The following is a 25,115-nucleotide window of genomic DNA, read 5'->3' as shown; positions in this document are numbered from 1 at the left end:
GTGTTATTTATCACTTATACAAAATTTGGATTTACCAAATATCTAGGAGTTTTATCTTCTAAGGCTTCAACTAGATTTTTATAAGCAAGGTTTGCCATTTTTTTGCGGGTCTCTGCAGTCGCAGATCCTACGTGAGGCAAAGTAACAGCATTAGGCAATTTAAAAAGCTCTGAATCTTGTAAAGGTTCTTTTTCGTATACATCTAAACCTGCTGCAAAGATTTCCCCGCTTTGTAAGGCCTCAATCAATGCTTGCTCGTCAACTACTGTACCACGCGCAATATTTATAAAAATAGCGTGCTTTTGCATAAGCTCAAATTGAACTTTCCCCATCAAAGCTTTCGATTCATTATTTAAATCAACTGCGGTTACTACAAAATCAGACTGTTGCAGCAATTCATCCAAACCAAGATATTGTGCTTTTAAAGGCTCTGCCAATTCGGGCTTTTCACGGCGATTATGGTAAACAATATTCATGTTAAATCCATAAAAACCACGGCGAGCAATTGCAGCACCGATGTTACCAAGCCCAATAATTCCTAAGGTTTTTCCAAAAACATCTAAACCAAACTGCTGAGGCCCAACAGTTCTTTTCCACTCACCTTGTTTAGTCCACTGGTCAAGAAAAGGAACTTTTCTAGCAGCGCTTAGTAATAACGTAAAAGCAAGATCAGCAGTTGTTTCAGTTAAAACGTGGGGTGTGTTTGATAACCAGATTTTTCTTTGATTTAAATAAGCCACATCATAATTGTCATAGCCTACCGTTACAGATGAAATAATTTTTAGTTTTTGAGCAGGCGCAAGATTACTTTCATTAAGAAGTCGACCAGCACCAATCATCCCATCAGCATCTACAACTTGTTGGCGTATTTGCTCATTAATATCACCCAATTTTGGATTAAGAAGCACAACCTGATAATCCTGTTGTAATCGAGACAAAATTTCTTCATCAATTTGACTAAAAACTACAACTTTTTTCATGTAAGTCCCTACTACTCGTTGTTATCTTGCATTAATTGCCATAACCTTTTTTTAAGGAGCGGTTTCTCCAACATCTCTTTTAAACTTGCCAAGTAAATAATATTGGCATGTTGGATATAAGAACATTCACCAAGACATAAGATTTTCTTGTCTGCTGCCACAGCATCTAAAAAGCCTTGGATATATGAACCTGCACCTCGTTGGTCTTGATAGCTAGCCAAAGGGAACGGCCATTTTAGTTCAGCATATTGCCCTATTTTTGCTTTTTGAATGTTATTCCAAAGCTGCTTTTCTTCATCAGCTAAATTGGTCACATCTAAAAAAACGACACACTTTTCAAGTGCAAATGCTTGCAATTCAAATGAAGCAATCGTAACCACTGGAGCTTGCACTTCATTACGAGGTACTACAACAGGCGGAACTTCTGCTGGAATTGGGACCACAATTTCAGGTTCAACTTTTGGAATTTCGTTGACTTGTGGTTTTATAGGCTGTTCAAGAACCAGATCATTTTTTGAAGGCAATATAATTGACTCACCTTCTTCAGCAACATGATCTCGCCAGAGGCTTTGAGCATTATTTTTTTGGCACACCTGTGTCTTAGGAACCCATACGTCAATCCCTAAAGTTGCCAATATATTTCTTTGCTGCCCAATCATCTGTAAATCAATACCTCTATTCTGTCTACATTCTAACGGGCTTGAGTTTTTTTTTCAGTGTTTTATTTCATTCAGATGTTTTTATAATCGTATATGTCTTTTAAATAATCATAACACTATTTCTTTTTTGCATTTGATCGACAATTTCTTCTGTCTCAAAACCAAAACGCCAATAAAGCAATTCAAGCACATCTAGTTCATCTTGCGTGATAATACGGTCGCTCCACAAGCACATTTCTGCAATTGCCAGAATACTTAGACGGTCACGCAATAATAAGCCAGCAATATCATTTAAAATTTCAGCCAGATCTAATGGCTCATCTGAAATTTCATCATAGATATACATTTCATCAGGGTTGAGCAGTGAACGTAAAATACGCTCACGTACTTCTAACTGATTTGGGCTATTAATTTGCTGAACATGAAGCAATGCATCAATCAAACGAACAATTTGAGGTTTTACTTCTTCAAATGCAGTCGGCAAATGTAGCGGCATCAAATTCAATTCATATTTAACCCGCTCTAATAAAAGTGCATCTAACAACCCAATCTCACCATCTTCTTGAATAATGAGTGCTAACTTAGTTAGAAATTGACGCGCAATACTTGCAGGTATATGTCCAATATTTTTACAAGCATCATGAAATATCTGAATATGAATACGTCCATCCAGATTCAATAATGCATCAATAATGGCATGACTAACAGGCGCATCTTTAGGAATAAATTCTCGATATTGGCGGATCATCAAAATAGCGACCATCACCTCACGTGAACCCGTAGCAGTTTGTAATGCACGCTGAATTAATTCAGGACGCTTTTTATTTCTACGTACATCACTACTCAACGGTTTAATAGCATCATTTAATGCAAAACTAATCGGTGATAGCCTTAATAACGGTAGAGGCTGCGGAGATGACCACGGTATATAAATTTCTTTCTCAGATTCTTCCAAAAAATGAAATAAGCTAAATAACGGACGATTGCGAAGTTTCTTTAAATTTTCTAATTGTAAATCTTGTAGCAAAGTCGGATTTAACTCATAAATACGCTCACGAATACTCGGGTGAATATTCATCCAGCTTTGCGGACTAAGTGAGTTAGCAAAACACATATGTGCGATTGATTCAGAATAAGCGCTATGAATTTGCGAACCGGAATGGTGAACATAAATACGTAACAAGGTTTGGGTGTTCGCATTATTTTTTAATAGCCGTACTGTTTTTTGGTCATTACGGAATGTACGCCCACTCAAAGTCAAATATTTAATAAAACGAGTAATCAATACACCTAGGCTTCCAGCCAACCAAATGACCCCACCCACTGCAACAAAAACTGTTTCAAATTTATGTTTATAGCCCGGGCTATAACGCTTAAAACCTTGTTTGGCTAATTTACTACCCCATTGACTAAAAGTTGTTAAGCCACTATATAAAATCTTTAATTTAGTATTCTCAACAGCCTCACCCGATAAAATCTGATTAAACTCATGACCCAATAAACCATATAACTCAAGTTTATCCAGATTTTGCAAAGCACCCCATGTCAGGATAATAACGATATCCTTAGGATGAAAACCTGCCGTAAGTGCATTCACACCGACTTCATCAGGTAAAACATATACAGTCGGTACTTTTAAAGAGAAAGTTTGTGCTAATTGTTCTGTAATTTTTAATGCCGCCAGTTCTTCAGGAGTACTTTCTTCTTTCACCAAACGACGTGCTTTAAGTTGTTTTGCTAAAGAATGCCCACCTTTACGCAAGATATAAAGTTCAGTAACAACCGACCAAACCATAATAAAAAGTAATAGCGCAACGAAGTAAGGACTTAAGGTATGCCACCAAATTGGCTGACTATAATCAAAAAAATGGACGAGTAAACCTAAAATTAAGTTTAAGATAAAAATAGTAAGCAACACGGCAACCAAACACATAGTGATGGACCATGCCATATTTTTATTTTCGATTAGATAGTGGCTTACTTCTTTCAATGTAAATATTCCCAATTACATTGTTAGGTTTCATCATAAAAGAAAAAAGCGGGAAACACCCGCTTTTTTCGGCTATTTCTATTCTTCTTTAATGCCTGTTAAATCTACAGAAGCAGCATCGACATTCACATCAATATAACCATCTTTTTTCTTTTTCGCAGAATCATTACGCTTCTGCTCCAAGTTGTTTAGATAGTTACCGTCAATATCACCTGTTACATAAATTCCATCAAATACTGAGCAATCAAACTCAGTTAAGTCAGGCACTTTGCTAGTACGTACAGCATTTTTCAAGTCTTCCAATTCTTGGAAAACTAAACGATCAGCACCAATAATTTCTTGGATCTCTTCTACACTGCGCTCTGAAGCAATAAGCTCAGCTTTAGCAGGCATATCGATACCGTAAACGTTTGGATACATTACTTTTGGTGCTGCTGACGCAAAATATACTTTTTTTGCACCAGAATCACGTGCCATTTGAATAATCTCATTACACGTTGTACCACGTACAATAGAGTCATCAACCAATAGAACGTTCTTGCCTTTAAATTCTAGCTCAACAGGGTTTAATTTCTGACGTACAGATTTTTTACGTTGCTGTTGACCCGGCATAATAAAGGTACGGCCGATATAACGGTTTTTCATAAAACCTTCACGGAACTTCACACCAAGAATATTTGCAAGCTCTAGAGCGGAAGTACGGCTCGTATCTGGAATTGGAATAACCACATCAATATCATGGTCCTCACCCCAGTCACGTAAAATTTTATGAGCAAGCTTTTCACCCATTTTTAAACGTGCTTTATAAACTGAAATTCCATCAATAATTGCATCAGGACGAGCAAAATAAACATATTCAAAAATACATGGGCGGTATTTTGGATCAGCAGCACACTGTTTAGAGAATAATTGACCGTTTGCATCAATGAAAATTGCTTCACCTGGCTCAATATCACGCTCAATTTTAAAACCAAGCGCAGTAATAGCAACCGATTCAGAAGCAATGATATATTCCATCTCACCTTGTTCAGTTACACGTGAACCATAAATAAGTGGACGAATACCATTTGGATCACGGAAACCTACTAAACCATGACCAGTAATCATTGCCACGACACCGTATGCACCCTGGCAACGCTCATGCACACGAGAAACAGTGTGAAAAATATCATCAGCTGTAGGGTTTAAAGTGCCTTTTTTCTGTAATTCATGTGCGAATACGTTTAAAAGAACTTCTGAGTCAGAATCAGTATTCATATGACGTAAATCTGTTTTAAACAGGTCATCATGAATTTCTTCTGCATTGGTCAAGTTACCATTATGTGCAAGCGTAATACCGTAAGGTGAGTTCACATAAAATGGTTGTGCTTCAGCACTGCTCGCAGAACCAGCAGTTGGGTAACGCACATGGCCAATACCATAATTACCAAGTAATGCTCTCATATGACGAGTATGAAAGACATCACGCACCATGCCGTTATCCTTACGCAGGAAAAGACGGCCTTCATGGCAGGTTACTATTCCAGCTGCATCTTGCCCACGATGTTGCAACATCGTTAAAGCATCAAACAACATTTGGTTCACTGGCGATTTACCGGCTATACCAACAACTCCACACATAGCAACCTCGCAGACAAGCTAGGAATTAATAAAAAGGATTCTTTGTCGAATGGTCGGATCGGTTCTCTATATCTTCCGATTCGTCCATTGTTTTTGAAGGAGCACCTGATGCACTGCCTCCAGATGTTATTTGATGAAGTGCCTCACTTGCTGCATCTTTAGATAACTCTGTAGCTAAAGGTGCATAAGGCAATAAATACTGTATAAACTTGGATTGCTTCCAGTGTGGTGAACTTTCAACCCAAGGCCCTACGCCCTGCATTGTAATCAGCACAACCAACAAGCCCTTTAAAGAACCAAAAGCACCACCTGCTAAACGATTTAATGGCCCCAATTTCAGACTTTTCAAGAGACCATTTAAAAATGCAGAGACGATCCATGTTAAAACAATGATCAAAAGTGCTATAAATGCAAAAGCTGCAATTTTTTGAACAACTGGATCATGGCTTAAACCTGACATAGACGGAGCAAGAAGGACAGCATATTTTGCACCCATAATTAATGCAATGATCCATCCTACCAAGTTCGCAAAGGCTTTAATAAATCCTTGTCGCAAACCGTTTAGCCCCCCAATGAGCAAAAGTATCAGAATAATGATATCAATTGTGTTCATATTCACTTAAGACATAGCTGCAACACATTGTTTCACTAAAATAGGACCGGTATAAATCAGCCCACTATAGATCTGTACTAATGTTGCTCCAGCTTGCTGTTTGACTGCTGCTTGTTCACCCGACAAAATTCCACCCACACCAATTAACGGGATTTGACCTTTTAATGTTTGGGCAAACAAACGTAAGCATTCGGTACTTTTTTCAAAAACAGGTGCGCCTGATAAGCCACCAGACTCGTTACCATGAGGAAGATTTTCCACACCCTCTCTTGATAGAGTCGTATTGGTAACAATTAAGCCATCAATTTTAAAATGCAATAATTGTGCTGCAATAAACTCAACATCTTCAGGTGTTAAATCAGGTGCAACTTTTAAAACCAAAGGAACATAATGGTTGTATTGTTCAGCAAGCTCAAGTTGTCTTTCTTTTAAGGTTTGCAATAATTCAGTTAATGCATCACCGCTTTGTAAACTTCTTAAGTTCTTAGTATTTGGAGATGAAATATTAACGGTAATATAAGAAGCGTAGTTATAAACTTTCTCTAGGCAAATTAGGTAATCATCGACAGCCTTTTCTACAGGCGTATCGGCATTCTTACCAATATTAATGCCTAAAATTCCTTTAAATTTTGAAGCTTTGACATTTTCAATCAACTTATCAACGCCATCATTATTAAACCCCATACGGTTAATAATGGCTTTAGCTTCAGGAATACGAAATAAGCGGGGCTGTGGATTACCGGACTGAGGGCGAGGTGTAATGGTTCCAATTTCAATAAAACCAAAGCCTAGTCCTGCCAGTGCATCAATGTGTGCACCATTTTTATCAAGTCCAGCTGCTAAACCTACCGGATTTGGAAATTCAATTCCCATACAAGTCGTTGGTTTCGCTTCTACGCTCTGACGTAATAGGCCGAACTTATGTGCTTTATCAAGCATAGATAATGTTAATTCATGGGCACGCTCTGGTGCTAAACTAAACAACATCGGGCGAGCAAGTGAATATAACATACCAATCACAATCTACTGATTTTAGGTAGGCATATTATAGGCACAGGGAGCACAAAACACCATGCTTAAGACCAGCATATTTTAATATGTTATTGAACCGTCGCTGTTAATTTAATCTGCCCTTCAGTTGAAACCATTTCCATTTTTTCAATACTTAAGCCCATTTGTGCCAGTTGGGTTAAAAAGTTAGCTAAAATTGCGTAATTCTGATGCGTAACAATAATTTGTAACTGCTCACCATTTTGCTGAGAAGTAACAGTTAAGCCTTGTTGTTGAGCTACACGTTGTATTTTTTCTGCTTGACCCAACTCAAGCTCACTCGCAGGTTTCATAGTGACTGCATTACTTTGCATCCACACCATCAAATCTTTTAAATCATTTAAGCGTTGTTGCTGTTGTTCTGCTAAGGAATGCATTTTCCAAAGTGAAGCTCCAATAATAGCCACGACTACAAAAATTGTAGTAAAGACCACCATGATACGTTCACGGACAGTTAAACGGTCTAAATATTGATTAACTTGTTCAACCCACTGATCAAAGCGGTTTTGCAATTGAGCTAACATTTTCATTATTGTATTTTCACCACCCCAATTGCCCCACCACCATCGGCTTGAACATTACCTAACTCCGCCTTAAATCCTTGCTGATTAAGCTGCTGTGTTAAAGCTTGCAAATCATCTCCAGATTTCGCTTTTAAAGCCATAGTTAGTGTAGAAGCATCATAATTTAATTGCTGAGCTAAAATTTGTCTTTGCATTAAAATAGGTCCAACACGACTCAACAGAGAAAGTGCTTGTGTATCGCCCTGCTTACTCATTCTTAAATGACTTTCAAATTGGCTTTTTATATTTTGTTCATTTACACGACTAGATGGACCAAACCAGTACTTATATTGCTCAATCGTTTGCTCAGCTGTTTGATTTGCTACATTTCTTAATTTCACCCAACGTAACAAATCATAGCTAAACTGAACCACAATTATTGCTAAAAGAAGAACAGCACATGCTTTCCAGTAACCAGAAACAGCTTGTTCTTGACCTTTGGCTTTTGGTAAAACATTAAAAGGATGCTGTTTAGGTTTATCTAAGCCCTGAAACTGATAAAAAAATTCTGAACGCTGCTCTACACTAGAAGCCGCTTCTAAGCTTTCTAACTGCTCTACAGTCAGCCCACTATATTGATAATGTGTTTCAACTGGCTGGAACTCCAAAAATAATCCCAAATCATCAAGTGAATTACCCACCCATTTACTTTCACGTGCTAGTAATTTTTGATCAATATTACACAAAATCACTTGTTGATCTTGGGGTTCCGGCAAAATCAAAAAGTCTGGCAACAAAGCAACCAGCTTGATTGGCAACAAATTCATCGCATGTTGCCATGTTTCCACAGTAGTTTTCGCAACGCCCAATACTGTTAATTGATCAGCATGAAAATGATGAACTACTTTCATGTGATCAATAGGCAAAGTTACAAATTCTTCAAGCAGATATTTAACACCTTCTGCCCCTAGTTGCTTGTAATGAGACTTTGCTATTTGTTGCTGGAGTACCTGAGCATGACGACTAGGAAAAAAGACAACAGCCTCTCTTCCTTGATGCAATTGTAGGTCTTGTATTAATTGATCGAGGCTTTCAGCCTGCAACCAGTTTTCTCCGTTAGACCAATGCCATATTCCATTGGTTTCAGGCATCCATAAATACAGCATAATGGGCTAAATAACCTTTTTATTTATATTGTGGGTATAAAACTATTTTTTTGTGTTGATAAACCAGTTGCAATCACTGCCTGATCATAAATTCGAGCTTCAGCCAGTGCAAATGGATTAAAGTTTTCATGAGTCAGTAGCTCAGCAATATGCCCTACTACATTCATATGACAAACTACTACAATTGACTCATAAGGAATTTGTGACAACCACTCAACTGCTTCCTTAGCATTATCATCCGGTTTAATTTTATCGCATAACAACACAGGCACATCTTTAAAATACGCTTGAATATGAGCTAATGTCTCTTGAGCACGTAGCAAAGGACTGACCACAAAAATATCAGGCTTAACAATATCTTTTAAAAATGTTGCTGTCTGTTCAGCTTGAGCATGTCCACGAGCAGTAAGAGGACGTTTAGTATCATTACCATTTACTGGTGGAGCAGCTTCCCCGTGGCGAACCAATGTTAGTTGCATAAATTTTCCTTGTTAATAATTCTTGCATTATAACCACAATTTATGACATTTCTTCTTCAGACTTCATGATGAGGTAAAACAAATTCTACATCACTACGGTGTCCGTTTTTCATAAGAGATAATGCAATATTTAAAGGAGGTGCCCCTTCAAAAATAACTTCATATAAAGCATTAGTAATTGGCATATAAACATCTAGTTCTTCTGCTTTACCACGCACCTGAACAATGGTATTGATGCCTTCTGCTGTTTGCCCCAACTCTTTACTTGCTTGATCAAGTGTTTTACCCGAACCTAAAGCATAGCCAATCTGATAATTACGGCTTAAAGGACTATTACAAGTCGCAAATAAATCACCCACACCTGACAACCCCAAGAATGTAAGCGGATTTGCACCTTGTTTTACTGCAAAACGACTCATCTCGGCCAAAGCACGGGTTAAAATCATACTCTTGGTATTTTCACCAATCTTGTAAGCTGCCCCAATTCCCATTGCAACCGCATAAATATTTTTAAGCGCACCACCCAACTCCACACCGTGCACATCATCACTACCAAAAACACGGAATAAAGCACTATGCAGAGCATGTTGCACAGCATAACGAACCAATTCCGAATCACTAGCAATAACGGTACCCGACGGCATACCCGCCATAATTTCTTTTGCAAGGTTTGGACCTGATAGTACGCCATAGGGAACTTCAGGCAATTCTTCACGAATAATATCGCTCATGAAGCTGAAAGTTTTAGCTTCAATACCCTTGGTTAAAGAAACAACCGCTTGTGCAGTAATATATGGAGCAATTTGTTTTAAGACATCACGGAATGAGTGACTTGGAATTGCGACCAAAATAATATCTCGGTCACACACGGCTTGCTCAAGATCAGACACGGCACGTAATGATGACTCTAAAGTAAAGTCCGGCAAATAACGTTTATTAATGTGAGTTTTATTAATTTCCTCAGCTGTTTCGGCATCACGAATCCAGATCATGGTATCGCAACCGTTACGTGCAGCTAAATTTGCCATAGCCGTTCCGAAGCTCCCTCCCCCTAGAACGGTAATACGTAAAGCGGTTTTTTTATCAACCGCAACAGGTTCTACCAAATCTGTAAACTTAAATTCAGCCATCTTTTATTATCCTATTTCTTACTTTTACAGACTTTTAAGCCTGCCAAACTTTTACGAATTCTTTACTTTCAATATCAGCACGCGGTGCAATTACTTTAGCTGCCGTGCCGACGTAAATAATACCTGAAATTAAATCACGGGCTTGCAGGCCTAAATGCTGTTTTAACCAATTTGATTCGACAACTGCACCACTACGCCACATGGTCGAAAAACCTTGAGCTTGCAAAGATAACAAAAGATTTTGTACTGCGGCCCCTGTACTTAAGATTTGTTCAAAATGCGGTACTTTTGGATGATCTTGTAATTGTGTAAGCGCCAAAATGAGTAGCGGGGCGCGAAAAGGATGTTGTTTAACTCGTTCGAGTTGAGCGGGATCAGTTTCACCTAAATCAGCCAAGGCATTTGCTAAAACTTCACCGAAAGCAGCACGTTGTTCGCCCGGAATTACCACAAAACGTGTTGGCTTAAGTCTATGATGATCTGGAGCTGTCAAAGCTGCTTGGAAAGCTAACTCTAATTGCTCTGTATTTGGAGCTGGCTCAACTAATTGGCCAATAGACTGACGCTGATGAATATTTTGGTGAATTACTTGTATTGCTGAATCCGTCATTAATATTGATCTAACTCAAAAATTCAAAATAGATTAGCATAATCTACCGTTAATCCACCATTGAATCTAGCTTATAAAATTAACGAACTCTCACTTTGACATTTTTTAATACAAAACATCAAAACTCATACAACGTATTCAAAATCAATTAGAAAACCTGTGTTCAAATGGCAATATCTTTTAGCGATTAACTTTAGGTGAATTATGAAAAAAATAATTTTAGCGAGCGCAATGAGCGGTGTTGTTTTATTACTTGGTGCTTGTGCAACTACTCCTAAAAACACTCTAGCAGTTCAGAAAGAAAATAATCAGTTTGAAGTTACAGGTATTGGCAAAACCAATTTAATTGCAAAAAACAATGCAATTACAGCAGCCCAAAAAACTTGCTCAAAAAGCACTTCACCAGTCGTTGTGGATGAAAAAACAACCTACAACGGTGTATTAAAAGATGTTGTAAGTGAAAAAACTGGTCAAATGGTTGAAGCTGCTGCAGGTGTCATTGGCACATTAACTGGTAAAAATGCGTCTTTAGCAAAAGATGATGACTATCAAACAACGCTTACTTTCTATTGTAAAATTAATTAATCAAAAAAAAATCCCAATCATTTGATTGGGATTTTTTTATTAGCAGTAACCATCTAATCTGGTCAGTGGTAATTTCTTGCCAATTGCTTTTTCAATTTCGGGTAAATAAAAGGCATCGTCTTCCGAAAGAAAACTAATACTTACTCCTTGTGACCCAGCGCGACCTGTACGTCCAATACGGTGCACATAATCATCAGACTGTTCAGGCAAGGTAAAGTTAATGACATGCGATACGCCATCTACATGAATACCACGACCAGCAACATCCGTCGCAATCATAATATTATGTTTACCTTGCTTAAATTGCTCTAACATTTTTAAACGTTTATCTTGAGCAATCTCACCCGAAAGCATACCGACTCTGTATCCATCTTTCTTTAAATGATCATAGAGACGGCGTACCTGATCACGTCGATTAGCAAAAATCATGACTTTATCGATCGGCTCTTCACGCAAGATATCTTGTAGTAAACGATATTTATCTTGTTTAGCCACAACGTAAACACGTTGCTCTACATCGTTATTGGTCTTTTGCTCAGGCTCAATTTCAACAGTGATAGGTTCAAACAACCATTGTCTTGCCAAATTAAGTACATCATAACTAAATGTCGCGGAGAACATGAGCGTTTGACGTTGTTCCTTACGCGGAGAGTAACGGACAATACGTTTTACAGAAGGAATAAAACCCATGTCCAGTAAACGGTCAGCTTCATCAATCACTAAAAATTCAATTTGATCGAGCCAAACTTCTTTTTGTTCTACAAAATCAATTAAACGCCCAGGGGTAGCGACCATGATATCGACAAAATTAGCATCTAGCTGTTTCTTTTGCTTATCAAAATCTACACCACCTAATAATGTTACAAGGTGCAAATCTGAAAATTTCGTGAGTAGCTTTGCATCACTTTCAATTTGCAACGCCAATTCACGAGTGGGTGCCAAAATTAAGGCACGAGGCTCGCCACGGAAACGCTGCTCTTGAACCGGATTATTGAGCAAATCATTAATTACACTAATCAGAAAGGCAGCTGTTTTACCAGTTCCTGTCTGTGCTCGCCCAATTGCATCATGCCCGGCTAATGTATATTTTAAAACCTTTTGCTGAATTGGGGTCATTTGAGTAAACCCTAAAGCATCAATCGCCTTTTTAAGTTGCGGATGTAAATTCAAGGTTTCAAAACCAGATGTCATAAATACGTGCTCTAACAAACAATCTCTCGAATGAGAAGATCATTATAAACAAAAACGCCCCAATTCAAAAATTGGAGCGTCCATCATTCATCAAAAAGATGAATTAGTCTTAGTCTAAAGGCTGAACGTTTTCAGCTTGAAAACCTTTTTGACCTTGTACAACGCTAAACTCTACACGTTGACCATCACGTAGAGAACGGTGACCGTCACCTACGATTGCACGGAAGTGAACGAATACATCGTCGCCGCCGTTACGTTGAATAAAACCAAAGCCTTTAGTGTCATTAAACCACTTTACTACGCCTTGTTCACGAGCTGTCATAAGTCAATCCTCAGATGTTGAAAAAAGGACCTTCCGGTGTTGCAAACAGCAGAGCAAACAAGGTTTTAAAATATTTATAATCTTAAAGCTTGTAATCATTCTGTAAAACTATCAACAATTTCCGGTTACATCCATTTGTTATAGGGTTATTAAATCAATTTGATTGTGTGGTAAATCCTAAAACGGTTCGAGCTTAACACGGGTTTATGACAATTAATAGAATTTTTTTCAATTATTTCCCCTATTTTTAGTTCTTTTTTTAAACAGCTTATTACAATATTTTTTATAGAAATTATCCGTATCAGGTTCTATAAAATATGCTGTATTTGCTAAAAATTTGTTAGAATATTTTTTTTAGTTGTTTTGATGATGAATGAGCAATACTTCTTCTAATACAGCACCCATTGAAATTAATGCTCTTGGGCAGCCCTGTCCAATGCCACTGTTAATGCTAAAGCGTGAACTTAAAAAAGCGTCAGGCAAACAACAATTTTTATTAAAATCGTCAGATCCACATAGCGAAATTGATGTAACTCGTTACTGTAGTTTACATCATTTTATGTGTCAAACTACACACGTATCAGAGAGAGAATTTCACTATTTAATTGAAACTCAATAATTCTTTGCTAAAATAAAAGATTAGAAATTGCATAAAATTTTACATTTCTATACCCAATTTTCCTTAATTATGAAGCTGATTCAAATTAAGATGAATTTATTGGTTATTCCATTCGATCCTATAAGGAGAACTCATGAGTGACAGCAGCAATCAATTGATGCCCCTGTCATTGTCTGCGCCCGGTGTAAACCTTGGTGCATATATCAGTACTGTCAATCAGATTCCTATTTTAACGGCCGAGCAAGAAAAAGAACTTGCTGAGCGTTATTATTATGACCAAGATCTTGATGCCGCAAAAATGCTGGTAATGTCGCATTTACGTTTTGTCGTTCATATTGCGCGCAGCTATGCAGGTTATGGCCTACCACAAGGCGACCTTATTCAAGAAGGTAATTTAGGCTTAATGAAAGCCGTGAAACGTTTCGACCCAAATATGGGCGTACGTTTAGTATCTTTTGCCGTCCATTGGATTAAGGCAGAAATTCATGAATACGTTATTCGCAACTGGCGTATTGTCAAAATTGCAACGACAAAAGCTCAGCGTAAATTATTTTTCAATTTACGTAGTCTAAAAAAATCGAGTAAAAAATTAACGCTCGAAGAAGCTCAATCGATTGCTAATGACTTAAATGTGACGCCAGAACAAGTTCTGGAAATGGAAGGTCGTTTAACTGCCTATGATGCTGCTTTTGAAGCGCAAGGTGATGACGACGACGACACACCACATACTGCCCCTGCGTTATATCTTGAAGATAACCGCTACGACCCTGCTCGTTTAGTCGAAAACGAAGACTGGGAAGAGCAAAGTACTTCTGCCTTGCATGATGCAATGGACCAGCTAGATGACCGTTCACGCAATATTTTACAACGCCGCTGGTTAGATGATGATAAATCTACTCTTCACGAGTTAGCGGCTGAATACAATGTTTCGGCAGAGCGTATTCGTCAGCTTGAAAAAAATGCGATGGAAAAGATTAAAACCGCGATGTCAGCAAGCTAGAAAAAATTAAAAAATAAAAGGGCGATTCGCCCTTTTGTTTTATCTGGCTATGTTTAGCCAACCCAATCTATGTTAACGTTGCCTTTCATTATTCAGTTGCGTTTTTTGTTATGTGGATCGCCATTTCAGCCCTTAATCTTGCCTTTGCAGTCATGTTGGGTGCTTTTGGAGCACATGGTCTTAAAGCTTACGCAGGTCCCGAGCAACTTGCTTGGTGGCAGACTGCAACCGACTACTTTTTTTATCATGCATTAGGTCTATTAGCGCTTGGTATTTTAAGTAAGGTTCTTCCTGATTTCCCAATCAAGTTATCTTTTCTACTTCTCCAGATTGGTATTCTATTTTTTTGTGGTTCGCTTTACATCATGGCACTAGGTTTACCACGAATATTAGGTGCTATTACGCCAATCGGTGGAGCTTTAATGATTGCGGGATGGCTAGTATTGGCTTGGAATGCTTTCAAATACGCAAAATAATCGGAATGTGATCATGCAAATTTATTTAAATGGCGAATTAACGGACACGCCTTGTCAAAACCTGTTGCAACTCATTCAGGAACTGGCACTTGAAGGGAAACGCTTTGCGGTAGAACACAACCAGCAAATCGTTTCTAAAAGCAAATTAGAGCAAATCACTATTGCTCAACATGACCGTATCGAAATTATTCACGCTGTTGGCGGCGGCTAAGTCGGAGTTATCCATGCAAGACACCCCTCTCATTATTGGTTCACGTTCTTTCCAATCTCGTTTATTGGTTGGAACTGGCAAATATAAAGACTTAAATGAAACGGATTTAGCTATTCAAGCCAGTGGTGCAGAAATCGTAACTGTCGCAATTCGCCGTGTGAATATTGGACAAAATCCGGATCAACCAAACTTACTCTCAGTTATTCCGCCAGAAAAATATACAATCTTGCCAAATACTGCAGGTTGTTTCGATGCTGACAGCGCTGTACGGACTTGTATGTTAGCGCGTGAGCTACTTGATGGTCATAACCTAGTAAAACTTGAAGTTTTGGGCGATGAGAAAACCTTATATCCAAATGTGACCGAAACTTTAAAAGCAGCGCGTACTTTAATTGATGACGGTTTTGAGATTATGGTCTACACTTCAGATGACCCAATCATTGCGCAAGAACTCGAAAGTATGGGTTGCGTTGCGATCATGCCTTTAGGCAGTCTGATTGGCTCAGGTTTAGGCATTTTAAATCCACATACCATTTCAATTATTAAAGAAAATGCGAAAGTGCCAGTTTTGGTAGATGCAGGCGTTGGTACAGCAAGTGATGCTGCAATTGCAATGGAACTCGGTTGTGATGGGGTATTGATGAACACAGCGATTGCAGCTGCTCAAAATCCTATTTTGATGGCTTCTGCAATGAAAAAAGCTGTTGAAGCAGGACGTGAAGCATTTTTAGCTGGTCGTATGCCACGTAAGCGTATGGCAAATGCAAGCTCGCCTGAAACAGGTTATTTCTTTAAGTAATTTATTTCTAAGGAATCACTGCTTCTTCAGTGGTTCCTCTATCCTCTCGTCTAAGCATTTTTTGTCTTTTTAAATTTGTATCTCTTTATTCAATTCACAAATTTCAATTCTTATAGTTAGCTTAAGCTATTCTAATATTTGCTTTAAATTTTGCTTGGCGTTTAACTCAAAATTCTTTTGGAAATATGCAGTTTGATAAAGCGGCTCAGACTGATAAAAATGCATTAAAACTTGTTTTCTCTTAATTGAATATACTTCTGGATCAACCCAAGCATATTCCTGCTGAATTTGCTGTTCATACTGGATAAAACGTTCAGGTGTTGCTGCCAAAATAGCTAAATCAATATCCAATAAAAATTGCAAATCTGTTTCATCGGTTGATGCATGCTTTTGAGTCGCAAGAATCCAACGTTTTATTTTCTCTAGAGTATCGGATGATAAATCTTGCGCCATCGCTTGTTCAAATAACTCAACACTCTTAAGTTCATTGTCTTTAGCTTCTGGATCATAGACCGCATCATGAAACCAAAGAGCCAATTCAACAGAATAAGGATCATTTAACTCAGACCGAATCAATTCATACAAACTCAAACATTCATATAAATGTTGGACGGTATGATAGGCTCGCTGCTTTTCACTATAAGCCGCAATAAGTTCATCATAAATTTTCTGCGGTTCGGAAAAATGATAATGCTGATGCAGCTCAAACCAAAAAAGTTCCAGTTTTAATAAATAAAGCTGCATCATCATCTATTAACCACGCTTAGGATTATTGCTCATCACGTTTAAACACCAACTCTTTTGCTGATGAATTCTCAGCATCAAAGTAGTAACCTTCGGTATTAAATGCTTTGATGTCTTCAGCTTTATTTAGTTGGTTTTCAACAATAAAACGAGCCATTAAACCGCGCGCTTTTTTCGCATAAAAACTAATGACTTTATATTTGCCATTTTTTTGGTCAAGAAAAACAGGCTTAACAATTTCAGCCTTAATTTTCTTCTCATTGACCGATTTGTAATATTCATCTGAAGCTAGATTTACCAACAATTCAGATTTAATTGCTGCCAAATCTTCATTAATCTGATTGGTGATAATTTCACCCCAGAATTCATACAAATTGTGACCGCGAATATTTTTTAATTTAGTACCCATTTCTAAACGATAAGGCATCATTAAATCTAAAGGACGCAATAAACCATATAGACCAGACAGCATACGCAAATGCTGCTGTGCAAAATTAATATCTTTGTCTTTTAAATGATAAGCATCTAAACCGGTGTAAACATCCCCTTTAAATGCATAGATTGCTTGGCGAGCATTTGAGAAATTAAATTCGGGATTCCAATCTCTAAATCGATCTGCATTTAGTGTGGCAATTTTTTCACTGACACTCATTAAATTGGCAATTTCCGAAGCAGAAAGTTTGCGACAAACATCAATTAATTGTGCTGAGTTTTCTAACAAGCGAGGCTGAGTAAACTCATCTGTAGGTAACGCTGTTTCATAATCTAAAGTTTTTGCAGGAGAAATTAAAGCAAGCATAGACAACCTGAAAAAATTATTATTAATGCCAACTATAACAGTAGATATTTTTTAATGCTAACTCGTGTTTTCAATGACGACTATCGGTAAAATAGCATCACGTATTGTTATTTAGCGGTTCTTATATGTCTGAGCAAACTTTCATCCAGGGTCCAGTAGGTAAAATTGAACTTTTCGTTGACCGCCCTGAAGGTGAAATCAAAGGCTTTGCGGTGGTTTGTCATCCGCACCCATTGCAAGGTGGAACCCCTCAACATAAAGTCCCTGCCCTTTTAACCCAAATCTTTAATGAATATGGTTGCATTGTTTACCGCCCAAGTTTTCGTGGTTTAGGCGGCAGTGAAGGTATTCATGATGAAGGCCATGGTGAAACTGAAGATATTTTAGCTGTAATTGAACATGTCCGTAAACTTCATAAAGGCTTACCGTTTTATGCAGGTGGTTTTAGCTTTGGCTCACATGTTTTAGCAAAATGCTTTGCACAGCTTGAAGCTGAATTACGACCTGTACAGTTAATTTTATGTGGTTTACCAACAGCTACTGTAGTAGGTTTACGTCACTATAAAACTCCTGAAATTCAAGGTGATATTCTACTCATTCATGGTGAGCAAGATGACATTACTTTACTTTCAGATGCAATTGCCTGGGCAAAACCACAAAAGCATCCAATCACAATTTTACCGGGTGCTAACCACTTCTTTACAGGTTATTTAAAACAGCTTCGTCAAATCATTACACGCTTTATTATTATGAAATAAACGATAACTTGATGGGCATGGATTGAGTTTATGTCCATCATTTTATAGGCAGCTTCATTATTAAAATTATTCCAACTTAACCCGAAACGGGCTAAATATTTTTTACTCTATCATTATCGTTTACCCTGATTCTTATAAAATTTTAATAAGTGTTTATAATAACTTCACGCATTTGACCAAAAAATTCCAAGAATATGCTTCATTTTACTTTTTTAGGCACATCTTCAGGTGTACCAACCCTAACACGTAATGTTTCAGGATTAGCAGTTCGTAACAGCAAAAATAAAGACTGGATTTTAATTGATGCCGGCGAAGGGACACAGCATCGTATTCAGCAAGCTAGGCTATCCTTACAAAACCTAATAGCCGTTTGTATTACACATGTTCACGGCGACCATTGTTACGGTCTAGTTGGCTTATTGGCAAGTGCAGGCATGAATGCTCGTACCAAACCACTAACCGTAATTGCACCGAAAGAAATACAGCAATGGTTTGAAATTACAGCGCAACTTACAGATTTATATTTGCCCTATTCCCTTCAATTTATTGATGTGAATGAAGCAATGCAGCCACAACAGATCACTGATGAATTCATTGTTCAGGCACACCCTCTAAGCCATCGTGTCCCAAGTTTTGCCTTTAGTCTTTATATAAAATCTACACAGAAGAAGTTAGATATCCAAACTTTAACTCAGCTTGGTGTACCCAAAGGCGATATCTGGGGACATTTAAAACGAGGTTATGATGTTGAGTTTGAAGGACGAATTTTAAAATCGAAAGACTTTATCAAAGTTCAGAATCAGCAAATCCACGCAGTTATAGGTGGTGATAATGATCAACCTGAACTATTAGCAGATGCTTGCAAAGATGCTCAATTACTTATTCATGAATCGACTTATTTACAAATGGTTTTGGATAAAGTTGGTAAAGGACCAATGCATAGCTCAGCAAAAATGGTCGCTGAGTTTGCGGAACAGCAATCTTTAAGTAATTTAATTCTGACACATTTTAGTCCTAGGCATCAGGATAAAATTGGACAGCAAGCTATTACCGGAGAAGTTCGCCAATTTTATAAAGGTCATTTTTATTTAGCGAATGATTTTGATGAATTTACTTTAAATGAAGCTGGACAGCTTTTAAAAGTCGAGTAAAAGTTAAAGTTGAAGAAGCTCATAACTGAGCTTCTTATTTCTAAAAAAATTACTCTACAGATGCCAAAGCTGTTACCAACAACTTCCAGCATTTCTCTACAGTATCAACTTTGACTCGTTCACCCGGTGCATGAGCGCCCTGAATATCAGGTCCAAACGATACCATCTGTAAATCTGGATAGTGTTCAGCAATAATCCCACATTCCAAGCCTGCATGAATCACTTTGAGATTTGGTTCAATATTAAAAGCATGTTGATATGCTTGCTGTAAGCACTTTAGAGCAGCCGAATCTGGATTTGGTGTCCAACCCGATACTAACGGAGTAAGTGTAGAACCGATATTAAATTGACTAAAATGTGCCTGAATTTTTTCTGCAAAATCTTGAGCTTCTTGATTCACCATTGAGCGGACCATTAAAACAGCTTTTCCACCCTCTCGCTTTAGTTTTACAATCCCAATATTGTTTGAGGTTTCAACTACATCTGGTAGAACCTGACTCATATTTGCAACACCATAAGGACTTGTCGCCAAAGCTTGTAACCATTCATTTTGCTGCCGTTGAACAATCACTTCGGTCAATTCAGCATTATTGGGTTGAATGCTTAATTGTAGATTGTCATCAATACCTTGTAGCTGTTTTTTCCATGCTGTTTGATATTCAGCGAGTAATTGTTCTAATTCAGGCAATTGGTTAGATGAAATGGCAATGGTTGCTACAGCTTCGCGAGGTAAAGCATTACGAGCTGTACCACCGGTAAACTCAGCAAGACGTCCACCAAGCTTTGCTAAATGCTGATTTAAAAAACGCGCCAAAATAACGTTGGCATTACCACGTCCTAAATGGATATCTACACCAGAGTGACCACCTTTAAGACCAGCGACCTGAATATTCACAACCGTTAAATTTTCAGGAATTGGTTCATAAGTGAGCGACTGTTCGACTTCAACATCAATACTGCCAGCACAACCCAGATATAGTTCACCCCACTCTTCCGTATCAATATTAAATAACCATTTTCCTTTTAGCACACCTGCCTGTAAAAGCCGCGCACCACTCATGCCCGCTTCTTCATCAACTGTTAAAAGAACTTCAATTGGGCCATGAGCAATATCATTTGAGTCTAAAACTGCCAAAGCTAAAGCGACCCCAATGCCATTATCAGCACCTAAGGTGGTGTCTTTGGCAATTAACCAGCCGTCTTCAAGAACTGGGCATATCGGGTCTTTAAAGAAATCATGTACAGTACCAGTGTTAGCCTGCGTGACCATATCTAAATGGCCTTGGAGAATGACTCCAGCTACATGTTCTTTACCCGCAGTCGCATCCTTACGAATAATTAAATTACCGACCTCATCTACGTAAGTTTCTAAATTCCGACTTTGTGCCCAGTTCTGTAAAAATTGGCGAAGTTGCTGCTCATGCTTTGAAGGACGCGGAATAGTGCAAAGTGTTTGAAAATGCTGCCAAACAACTTGAGGAGATAACGCTGCAATATTGACTTGTGTCATGAAAACCACACTCTAATTATGTAAATATCTTAATAATTTCAATATACACAATGCATTAAAGATAGGTAGGAATTTCAGGAAAGATTTTGTATTTTTATCTTTAATCTAAAGAGTACGACTTTTTTAAAAAAGCCGTACTTCATAAATAAGTCTTAACAGTCTTAGACTTAGTTTTTCCATTCAAATGCTGAAAAACTCTGATCGGCTTTCAAACTATTTTCAACGGCCTGCGCAAGTTGACGAATAATGCTCTGTGTTTCAATTTTCTCAAACCAATCTTGTTCTTCATCTGGATTGGCAGAAATTTCACACATCAAATGCCCATCATGGTCTGTTTTCTGGCAAGTAATAGATAATGGCAAAAGATGATTATCAATACTCACTTCTACCTTTTCATGTTCATGCACAATGTGCTGTGCATCAAAACCATAATGCCCCAATTGCTTAAATAGTAAAGCTGCTACATATTCTTGTGTGATATGGCATTCATTTGGTGGATGATCAAGCACCCCATGTTGTGGGCAACTGGCAATAAATTGTAATTTTTTCATCCTTTGTCCTAACACTTTTATCATTATCTTCGCTTAGCATAAGCAATAAACAAACAGCAGCCAAGCCTTTAGCTCGCTGCTGCAGTTGCTATTGTGTTAGCAATTATAAAATGTGTTAGATCAAAAGTTATTGGCTAACTTCAATCGTTAAGCCTGCACGATTCGCCAACTCAGTGAAAGTTGGGAAGCTCGTGGCCACAGTTTCAGTACCATGAATTGTAATCAGACCAGAATTACGAAGACCAGCCATACTAAAACTCATAGCAATACGGTGGTCATGGTGTGATTCGATTTCACCACCAGCAAAGATTGGTGACCAGTCTCCTGACTTACCTTTACCTTCGATAATGATGCCATCGTCAGTTGGCGTACAGTCAATGCCCATAATTTTTAAGCCATCTGCCATAACTTGAATACGGTCAGATTCTTTCACTCGAAGCTCTGCTGCACCAGTAAGTACTGTTTGGCCCTCAGCACAAGCTGCTGCAATAAATAGAGCTGGGAACTCATCGATTGCTAAAGGTACTTGGTCTTCAGGCATATGAATGCCTTTAAGCGTGCGTGAACCTTTAATATGGATATCAGCAATAGGTTCACCACCAGCAATACGTTCATTTTCAACAGTGAGGTCAGCACCCATCTGTTTTAAAATTTCAATTACACCAGTACGTGTAGGGTTAATACCTACAGCTTCCAAAACAACATCGGAGCCTTCGGTAATTGCAGCACCCACCATAAAGAAAGCAGCAGATGAAATATCAGATGGAACCTGAATATCAGTACCTACTAGTTTGCCGCCACCAACAAGAGAAATCTTGTTGCCTTCGGTTCTAACATCATAACCAAATGCACGAAGCATGCGCTCTGTGTGGTCACGAGTTGGTTCTGGTTCAGTGACGGAAGTTTCTCCCTCAGCCCATAAACCAGCAAGTAAAATACCTGACTTCACTTGAGCAGAGGCCATAGGTAAATCGTATTGAATACCTTTTAATTGCTGGCTACCCGTAATGCTGACAGGTGGTGTACCTTTCTCACCTGTTGTTTGAATTTGCGCACCCATTAAACGCAATGGCTTAGCAATACGCTCCATTGGACGTTTAGAAAGCGATGCATCACCCGTCATCACTGAATCAAATTTTTGTGCTGACAACATGCCTGAAAGTAAACGCATGCTTGTTCCTGAGTTCCCCATATACAATGCACTTGCTGGCGCTTTTAAGCCATGCATGCCCACGCCATGAATGGTCACTTCCCCATTTTTAGGGCCTTCAATGCTTACACCCATATCACGGAAAGCTTGCAAAGTTGCCAAAGCATCTTCACCTTCAAGGAAGCCAGTGACATGAGTCGTGCCTTCGGCAATAGCACCAAACATAATGGAGCGATGTGACACAGATTTGTCACCCGGTACGGTAAATTTACCTTTAAAAGTTTTATTTCCCGGTAAGATACTGAATTGCTGTGTCACCTTATTTTTCTCCATTAAAGGTTTTTTGGCTAACATGTGATTGAAATGCTGACGTGCTGCCTGAGCATGGCCGAGTAAACCCATTAATGCATGAGAATCTTCGTTTTCAATCAATTTTCTAAGTACGGTAAGTTGCTTTTCGAATCCATCTACAGCATTTAATATCGCTGTTTTATTGGCAAAGAAAATGTCATGCCACATTTGTGGATCACTGGCAGCAATACGCGAAAAATCACGAAAACCACCGGCTGCATAACGGAAAATATCAAGATTATCTTCACGGTTTGCAAGTTGCTCGACCAAATTAAATGCCATTAAGTGCGGTAAATGACTGGTATGCGCCAAAACCTCATCGTGCTTGGCAACATCCATACAAATAACTTCAGCTTTCGCAACTGACCATAGTTGAATCAGTTTATCAACAGCCCATTCTGCACTTGTTGGCAACGGCGTTAAAATGACTTTATGATTTGCAAATAGATCAACCTTACCTGCATGAACACCTGTGTGCTCACTACCCGCGATAGGGTGTCCCGGTACAAAACCTGCTGGTAGGTCCTCACCAAATACAGCTTTTGCTGCATCTACGACATTACCTTTTGTACTACCCACATCGGTTAAGATCGTGGTTTCTGACAAATAAGGCTTAATTTGCTCAAGCACTTTTTGCGTCGCACGCACTGGCAAGGCTAAAACAACTAAATCGGCCCCTTTCACGGCTTCAATAGGATCAGAAAATCCTTCTTGTATTAAGCCAAGTGATTTTGCATCTTCTAAAGTTTTCTGTGAGCGTGTAGATGCCACAATAGTTGTCGCCAAATTTTCTGCAACAATAACGCGCGCCAAACTCGACCCGATGAGTCCTAAACCAATAAATGCAACTTTTTTAAATAGGGGTTGTGACATAACTTCAACTTTGCTTTTGCTCAAAATTATTTAAATCTTTGAGCAATTTGTTTTTTAAGCATAATGACATGTTCTATTTGATACATGTCATTATTCCAACATGAGTGTTTATAGAACAGCAGCAGGATAAGAACCTAAAATACGAAGCTCTTTCACCATTGGACGAATATCATTGATTGCAGCAGCAACATTCTCTTGATCGATATGCCCTTCTAAATCGATAAAGAATACATATGCCCATTTTTCAGGTAATGCTGGACGAGTCTCAATACTTGTTAAGCTAATATTATGTTTTGCAAACGGCGCTAAAATTTCTAATAAAGCACCTGCGCGGTCATGCGCTGAAATTAATAATGAAGTTTTATCATTACCACTTTGTGGAATCTTTTCACGACCAATCACTAAGAAACGAGTGGTATTTTCAGGATTATCTTCAATATTGCTATGTAAGATTTCAAGGTTATACATGCCTGCTGCAATATCAGATGCAATCGCTGCTGAGTGCCATTCGTTGCGAATACGACGTGCAGCTTCTGCATTTGAATTTAAAGCAACACGTTCAACACCCGGATAATGCGCGTCTAACCATTGACGACATTGAGCCAAAGTTTGCTGGTGTGCATAAATCTGTTTAATACTATCTTTACGTGTATTTTCAGAGATTAGGAATTGATGATGAATACGTAATTCAACTTCACCAATCACATTTAAATTCGATGTTTTAAAACAATCTAAAGTATGGTTCACAATACCTTCAGATGAGTTTTCGACTGGAACTACGCCGTAATGTGCACTTCCCGCTTCTACTTCACGGAACACTTCATCAATTGTTGGTAATGGACGAACAACTGCATCTTTACCAAAGTGTTTAAGCACAGCAGACTGAGTAAAAGTACCTTCTGGCCCTAAAAATGCAATACTTTGCGGCGCTTCTAAAGCAAGACAAGCAGACATAATTTCACGGAACAAACGTGCCATGGTTACATCAGACAAAGGGCCTTGATTGCGCTCCATAACTTTACGTAAGACTTGTGCTTCACGTTCAGGACGATAAAACAAAGGATTCTCTTCGGAAGCAAATTTAGCTTTTGCAACAGCTTCAGCAAGGCTTGCGCGGCGATTTAATAATTCTTGAATCTGTTGATCTACACTATCAATATCTTCGCGAATTTGTTCCAAACTAAGAGAAGTCGTTTTGTTTTGATCATCGTTGATCATTAGAATG

Annotated in this window: 27 protein-coding genes; 8 read left to right on the top strand and 19 right to left on the bottom strand. The window is 38.4% G+C overall.

Annotation, left to right across the window (positions count from 1 at the left end; genetic code table 11):
• Positions 1-14 precede the first annotated feature (14 nt).
• The 11 genes from AWW73_RS13720 to AWW73_RS13670 form a co-directional block, all read right to left on the bottom strand.
• Positions 15-980, bottom strand: coding sequence for a 2-hydroxyacid dehydrogenase (locus AWW73_RS13720; RefSeq protein ID WP_062849916.1), 966 nt, complete (start codon positions 978-980; stop codon positions 15-17).
• An 11-nt stretch (positions 981-991) separates the two neighbouring features.
• Positions 992-1,639 (bottom strand): hypothetical protein, encoded by a 648-nt coding sequence (locus AWW73_RS13715; RefSeq protein WP_062849915.1) that lies wholly within the window; start codon positions 1,637-1,639, stop codon positions 992-994.
• Between the two features lie 100 nt (positions 1,640-1,739).
• Positions 1,740-3,629 (bottom strand): M48 family metalloprotease, encoded by a 1,890-nt coding sequence (locus AWW73_RS13710; protein WP_031946523.1) that lies wholly within the window; start codon positions 3,627-3,629, stop codon positions 1,740-1,742.
• A gap of 78 nt (positions 3,630-3,707) precedes the next feature.
• Positions 3,708-5,249, bottom strand: coding sequence for an amidophosphoribosyltransferase (gene purF, locus AWW73_RS13705; RefSeq protein ID WP_062849914.1), 1,542 nt, complete (start codon positions 5,247-5,249; stop codon positions 3,708-3,710).
• A gap of 25 nt (positions 5,250-5,274) precedes the next feature.
• Positions 5,275-5,862, bottom strand: a complete 588-nt coding sequence (locus AWW73_RS13700) for a CvpA family protein (protein WP_016145876.1) — start codon at positions 5,860-5,862, stop codon at positions 5,275-5,277.
• Between the two features lie 6 nt (positions 5,863-5,868).
• Positions 5,869-6,873: a quinone-dependent dihydroorotate dehydrogenase gene (locus AWW73_RS13695; protein WP_062849913.1), complete on the bottom strand. Its 1,005-nt coding sequence runs from the start codon at positions 6,871-6,873 to the stop codon at positions 5,869-5,871.
• Positions 6,874-6,962: 89 nt separating this feature from the next.
• Positions 6,963-7,442, bottom strand: coding sequence for a type II secretion system protein GspM (gspM, locus tag AWW73_RS13690; RefSeq protein WP_016145878.1), 480 nt, complete (start codon positions 7,440-7,442; stop codon positions 6,963-6,965).
• The gene (gspL, locus tag AWW73_RS13685) at positions 7,442-8,581 is read right to left on the bottom strand and encodes a type II secretion system protein GspL (RefSeq protein ID WP_016145879.1); all 1,140 of its coding nucleotides are present in this window, start codon (positions 8,579-8,581) and stop codon (positions 7,442-7,444) included. The genes gspM and gspL overlap by 1 nt, the downstream gene beginning before the upstream one ends.
• A gap of 23 nt (positions 8,582-8,604) precedes the next feature.
• Positions 8,605-9,060 carry a SixA phosphatase family protein gene (locus AWW73_RS13680; RefSeq protein WP_005068324.1) on the bottom strand — a complete coding sequence of 152 codons (456 nt, stop codon included), beginning with the start codon at positions 9,058-9,060 and terminating at the stop codon, positions 8,605-8,607.
• Between the two features lie 56 nt (positions 9,061-9,116).
• Positions 9,117-10,190: an NAD(P)H-dependent glycerol-3-phosphate dehydrogenase gene (locus tag AWW73_RS13675; protein ID WP_016140505.1), complete on the bottom strand. Its 1,074-nt coding sequence runs from the start codon at positions 10,188-10,190 to the stop codon at positions 9,117-9,119.
• A gap of 34 nt (positions 10,191-10,224) precedes the next feature.
• On the bottom strand, positions 10,225-10,800 hold the full coding sequence (locus tag AWW73_RS13670; RefSeq protein ID WP_062849912.1) for a nitroreductase family protein: 576 nt from the start codon (positions 10,798-10,800) through the stop codon (positions 10,225-10,227).
• A 204-nt stretch (positions 10,801-11,004) separates the two neighbouring features.
• Here AWW73_RS13670 and AWW73_RS13665 point away from each other — a divergent pair, with 204 nt between their 5' ends.
• On the top strand, positions 11,005-11,385 hold the full coding sequence (locus AWW73_RS13665) for a putative periplasmic lipoprotein (protein ID WP_016140503.1): 381 nt from the start codon (positions 11,005-11,007) through the stop codon (positions 11,383-11,385).
• Between the two features lie 39 nt (positions 11,386-11,424).
• Here the strand turns inward: AWW73_RS13665 and rhlB are convergent, their stop codons facing one another.
• Positions 11,425-12,576, bottom strand: coding sequence for an ATP-dependent RNA helicase RhlB (gene rhlB, locus AWW73_RS13660; RefSeq protein WP_016140502.1), 1,152 nt, complete (start codon positions 12,574-12,576; stop codon positions 11,425-11,427).
• Positions 12,577-12,685: 109 nt separating this feature from the next.
• Complete coding sequence (locus AWW73_RS13655; protein WP_000126912.1) at positions 12,686-12,898, bottom strand: cold-shock protein; 213 nt, start codon at positions 12,896-12,898, stop codon at positions 12,686-12,688.
• A gap of 373 nt (positions 12,899-13,271) precedes the next feature.
• Between AWW73_RS13655 and AWW73_RS13650 the strand changes: the two genes are divergently transcribed.
• From AWW73_RS13650 to AWW73_RS13630, 5 genes are all read left to right on the top strand, one after another.
• Positions 13,272-13,517, top strand: coding sequence for a sulfurtransferase TusA family protein (locus tag AWW73_RS13650; protein ID WP_016145881.1), 246 nt, complete (start codon positions 13,272-13,274; stop codon positions 13,515-13,517).
• A 133-nt stretch (positions 13,518-13,650) separates the two neighbouring features.
• The gene (rpoH, locus tag AWW73_RS13645; RefSeq protein WP_002115267.1) at positions 13,651-14,517 is read left to right on the top strand and encodes an RNA polymerase sigma factor RpoH; all 867 of its coding nucleotides are present in this window, start codon (positions 13,651-13,653) and stop codon (positions 14,515-14,517) included.
• 110 nt (positions 14,518-14,627) lie between these two features.
• The gene (locus AWW73_RS13640; RefSeq protein WP_031948894.1) at positions 14,628-14,993 is read left to right on the top strand and encodes a DUF423 domain-containing protein; all 366 of its coding nucleotides are present in this window, start codon (positions 14,628-14,630) and stop codon (positions 14,991-14,993) included.
• A 13-nt stretch (positions 14,994-15,006) separates the two neighbouring features.
• Positions 15,007-15,204, top strand: a complete 198-nt coding sequence (thiS, locus tag AWW73_RS13635) for a sulfur carrier protein ThiS (RefSeq protein ID WP_016145882.1) — start codon at positions 15,007-15,009, stop codon at positions 15,202-15,204.
• Between the two features lie 13 nt (positions 15,205-15,217).
• Positions 15,218-16,003 carry a thiazole synthase gene (locus AWW73_RS13630; RefSeq protein WP_001154366.1) on the top strand — a complete coding sequence of 262 codons (786 nt, stop codon included), beginning with the start codon at positions 15,218-15,220 and terminating at the stop codon, positions 16,001-16,003.
• 126 nt (positions 16,004-16,129) lie between these two features.
• Here AWW73_RS13630 and AWW73_RS13625 read toward each other — a convergent pair whose 3' ends face one another.
• Both AWW73_RS13625 and yaaA read right to left on the bottom strand, forming a co-directional pair.
• On the bottom strand, positions 16,130-16,753 hold the full coding sequence (locus AWW73_RS13625; protein ID WP_062849911.1) for an HD domain-containing protein: 624 nt from the start codon (positions 16,751-16,753) through the stop codon (positions 16,130-16,132).
• Positions 16,754-16,772: 19 nt separating this feature from the next.
• The gene (gene yaaA / locus AWW73_RS13620; RefSeq protein ID WP_062849910.1) at positions 16,773-17,546 is read right to left on the bottom strand and encodes a peroxide stress protein YaaA; all 774 of its coding nucleotides are present in this window, start codon (positions 17,544-17,546) and stop codon (positions 16,773-16,775) included.
• 125 nt (positions 17,547-17,671) lie between these two features.
• Here yaaA and AWW73_RS13615 point away from each other — a divergent pair, with 125 nt between their 5' ends.
• Both AWW73_RS13615 and AWW73_RS13610 read left to right on the top strand, forming a co-directional pair.
• Positions 17,672-18,304, top strand: a complete 633-nt coding sequence (locus AWW73_RS13615) for an alpha/beta hydrolase (RefSeq protein ID WP_062849909.1) — start codon at positions 17,672-17,674, stop codon at positions 18,302-18,304.
• A gap of 194 nt (positions 18,305-18,498) precedes the next feature.
• Positions 18,499-19,455, top strand: coding sequence for a ribonuclease Z (locus AWW73_RS13610; protein ID WP_062849908.1), 957 nt, complete (start codon positions 18,499-18,501; stop codon positions 19,453-19,455).
• 49 nt (positions 19,456-19,504) lie between these two features.
• On the opposite strand, the gene AWW73_RS13605 is transcribed toward AWW73_RS13610, so the two are convergent.
• From AWW73_RS13605 to pheA, 4 genes are all read right to left on the bottom strand, one after another.
• The gene (locus tag AWW73_RS13605; RefSeq protein ID WP_062849907.1) at positions 19,505-20,965 is read right to left on the bottom strand and encodes an aminoacyl-histidine dipeptidase; all 1,461 of its coding nucleotides are present in this window, start codon (positions 20,963-20,965) and stop codon (positions 19,505-19,507) included.
• Between the two features lie 167 nt (positions 20,966-21,132).
• Entirely contained in the window at positions 21,133-21,516 is a 384-nt protein-coding gene (locus tag AWW73_RS13600; RefSeq protein ID WP_004643460.1) for a hypothetical protein, read from the bottom strand.
• 127 nt (positions 21,517-21,643) lie between these two features.
• On the bottom strand, positions 21,644-23,890 hold the full coding sequence (locus AWW73_RS13595; RefSeq protein ID WP_062849906.1) for a bifunctional prephenate dehydrogenase/3-phosphoshikimate 1-carboxyvinyltransferase: 2,247 nt from the start codon (positions 23,888-23,890) through the stop codon (positions 21,644-21,646).
• A gap of 108 nt (positions 23,891-23,998) precedes the next feature.
• Positions 23,999-25,108, bottom strand: coding sequence for a prephenate dehydratase (pheA, locus tag AWW73_RS13590; protein WP_062849905.1), 1,110 nt, complete (start codon positions 25,106-25,108; stop codon positions 23,999-24,001).
• Between the last annotated feature and the right edge of the window lie 7 nt (positions 25,109-25,115).

Origin of the sequence: Acinetobacter lactucae, from assembly GCF_001605885.1 — a bacterium.
Lineage (GTDB): Bacteria > Pseudomonadota > Gammaproteobacteria > Pseudomonadales > Moraxellaceae > Acinetobacter > Acinetobacter lactucae.
The sequence above is the reverse complement of the archived record's forward strand: the minus strand, read 5'-3'. Positions and strand labels throughout refer to the sequence as shown.

What these genes read in the sequence shown, in the direction of transcription:
- AWW73_RS13720 (WP_062849916.1), bottom strand. Translation starts at nt 980, where the DNA reads ATGAAAAAAGTTGTAGTTTTTAGTCAAATTGATGAAGAAATTTTGTCT.
- AWW73_RS13715 (WP_062849915.1), bottom strand. Translation starts at nt 1,639, where the DNA reads ATGATTGGGCAGCAAAGAAATATATTGGCAACTTTAGGGATTGACGTA.
- purF (WP_062849914.1), bottom strand. Translation starts at nt 5,249, where the DNA reads ATGTGTGGAGTTGTTGGTATAGCCGGTAAATCGCCAGTGAACCAAATG.
- AWW73_RS13700 (WP_016145876.1), bottom strand. Translation starts at nt 5,862, where the DNA reads ATGAACACAATTGATATCATTATTCTGATACTTTTGCTCATTGGGGGG.
- AWW73_RS13695 (WP_062849913.1), bottom strand. Translation starts at nt 6,873, where the DNA reads ATGTTATATTCACTTGCTCGCCCGATGTTGTTTAGTTTAGCACCAGAG.
- gspM (WP_016145878.1), bottom strand. Translation starts at nt 7,442, where the DNA reads ATGAAAATGTTAGCTCAATTGCAAAACCGCTTTGATCAGTGGGTTGAA.
- gspL (WP_016145879.1), bottom strand. Translation starts at nt 8,581, where the DNA reads ATGCTGTATTTATGGATGCCTGAAACCAATGGAATATGGCATTGGTCT.
- AWW73_RS13680 (WP_005068324.1), bottom strand. Translation starts at nt 9,060, where the DNA reads ATGCAACTAACATTGGTTCGCCACGGGGAAGCTGCTCCACCAGTAAAT.
- AWW73_RS13675 (WP_016140505.1), bottom strand. Translation starts at nt 10,190, where the DNA reads ATGGCTGAATTTAAGTTTACAGATTTGGTAGAACCTGTTGCGGTTGAT.
- AWW73_RS13670 (WP_062849912.1), bottom strand. Translation starts at nt 10,800, where the DNA reads ATGACGGATTCAGCAATACAAGTAATTCACCAAAATATTCATCAGCGT.
- AWW73_RS13665 (WP_016140503.1), top strand. Translation starts at nt 11,005, where the DNA reads ATGAAAAAAATAATTTTAGCGAGCGCAATGAGCGGTGTTGTTTTATTA.
- rhlB (WP_016140502.1), bottom strand. Translation starts at nt 12,576, where the DNA reads ATGACATCTGGTTTTGAAACCTTGAATTTACATCCGCAACTTAAAAAG.
- AWW73_RS13655 (WP_000126912.1), bottom strand. Translation starts at nt 12,898, where the DNA reads ATGACAGCTCGTGAACAAGGCGTAGTAAAGTGGTTTAATGACACTAAA.
- AWW73_RS13650 (WP_016145881.1), top strand. Translation starts at nt 13,272, where the DNA reads ATGAGCAATACTTCTTCTAATACAGCACCCATTGAAATTAATGCTCTT.
- rpoH (WP_002115267.1), top strand. Translation starts at nt 13,651, where the DNA reads ATGAGTGACAGCAGCAATCAATTGATGCCCCTGTCATTGTCTGCGCCC.
- AWW73_RS13640 (WP_031948894.1), top strand. Translation starts at nt 14,628, where the DNA reads ATGTGGATCGCCATTTCAGCCCTTAATCTTGCCTTTGCAGTCATGTTG.
- thiS (WP_016145882.1), top strand. Translation starts at nt 15,007, where the DNA reads ATGCAAATTTATTTAAATGGCGAATTAACGGACACGCCTTGTCAAAAC.
- AWW73_RS13630 (WP_001154366.1), top strand. Translation starts at nt 15,218, where the DNA reads ATGCAAGACACCCCTCTCATTATTGGTTCACGTTCTTTCCAATCTCGT.
- AWW73_RS13625 (WP_062849911.1), bottom strand. Translation starts at nt 16,753, where the DNA reads ATGATGATGCAGCTTTATTTATTAAAACTGGAACTTTTTTGGTTTGAG.
- yaaA (WP_062849910.1), bottom strand. Translation starts at nt 17,546, where the DNA reads ATGCTTGCTTTAATTTCTCCTGCAAAAACTTTAGATTATGAAACAGCG.
- AWW73_RS13615 (WP_062849909.1), top strand. Translation starts at nt 17,672, where the DNA reads ATGTCTGAGCAAACTTTCATCCAGGGTCCAGTAGGTAAAATTGAACTT.
- AWW73_RS13610 (WP_062849908.1), top strand. Translation starts at nt 18,499, where the DNA reads ATGCTTCATTTTACTTTTTTAGGCACATCTTCAGGTGTACCAACCCTA.
- AWW73_RS13605 (WP_062849907.1), bottom strand. Translation starts at nt 20,965, where the DNA reads ATGACACAAGTCAATATTGCAGCGTTATCTCCTCAAGTTGTTTGGCAG.
- AWW73_RS13600 (WP_004643460.1), bottom strand. Translation starts at nt 21,516, where the DNA reads ATGAAAAAATTACAATTTATTGCCAGTTGCCCACAACATGGGGTGCTT.
- AWW73_RS13595 (WP_062849906.1), bottom strand. Translation starts at nt 23,890, where the DNA reads ATGTCACAACCCCTATTTAAAAAAGTTGCATTTATTGGTTTAGGACTC.
- pheA (WP_062849905.1), bottom strand. Translation starts at nt 25,108, where the DNA reads ATGATCAACGATGATCAAAACAAAACGACTTCTCTTAGTTTGGAACAA.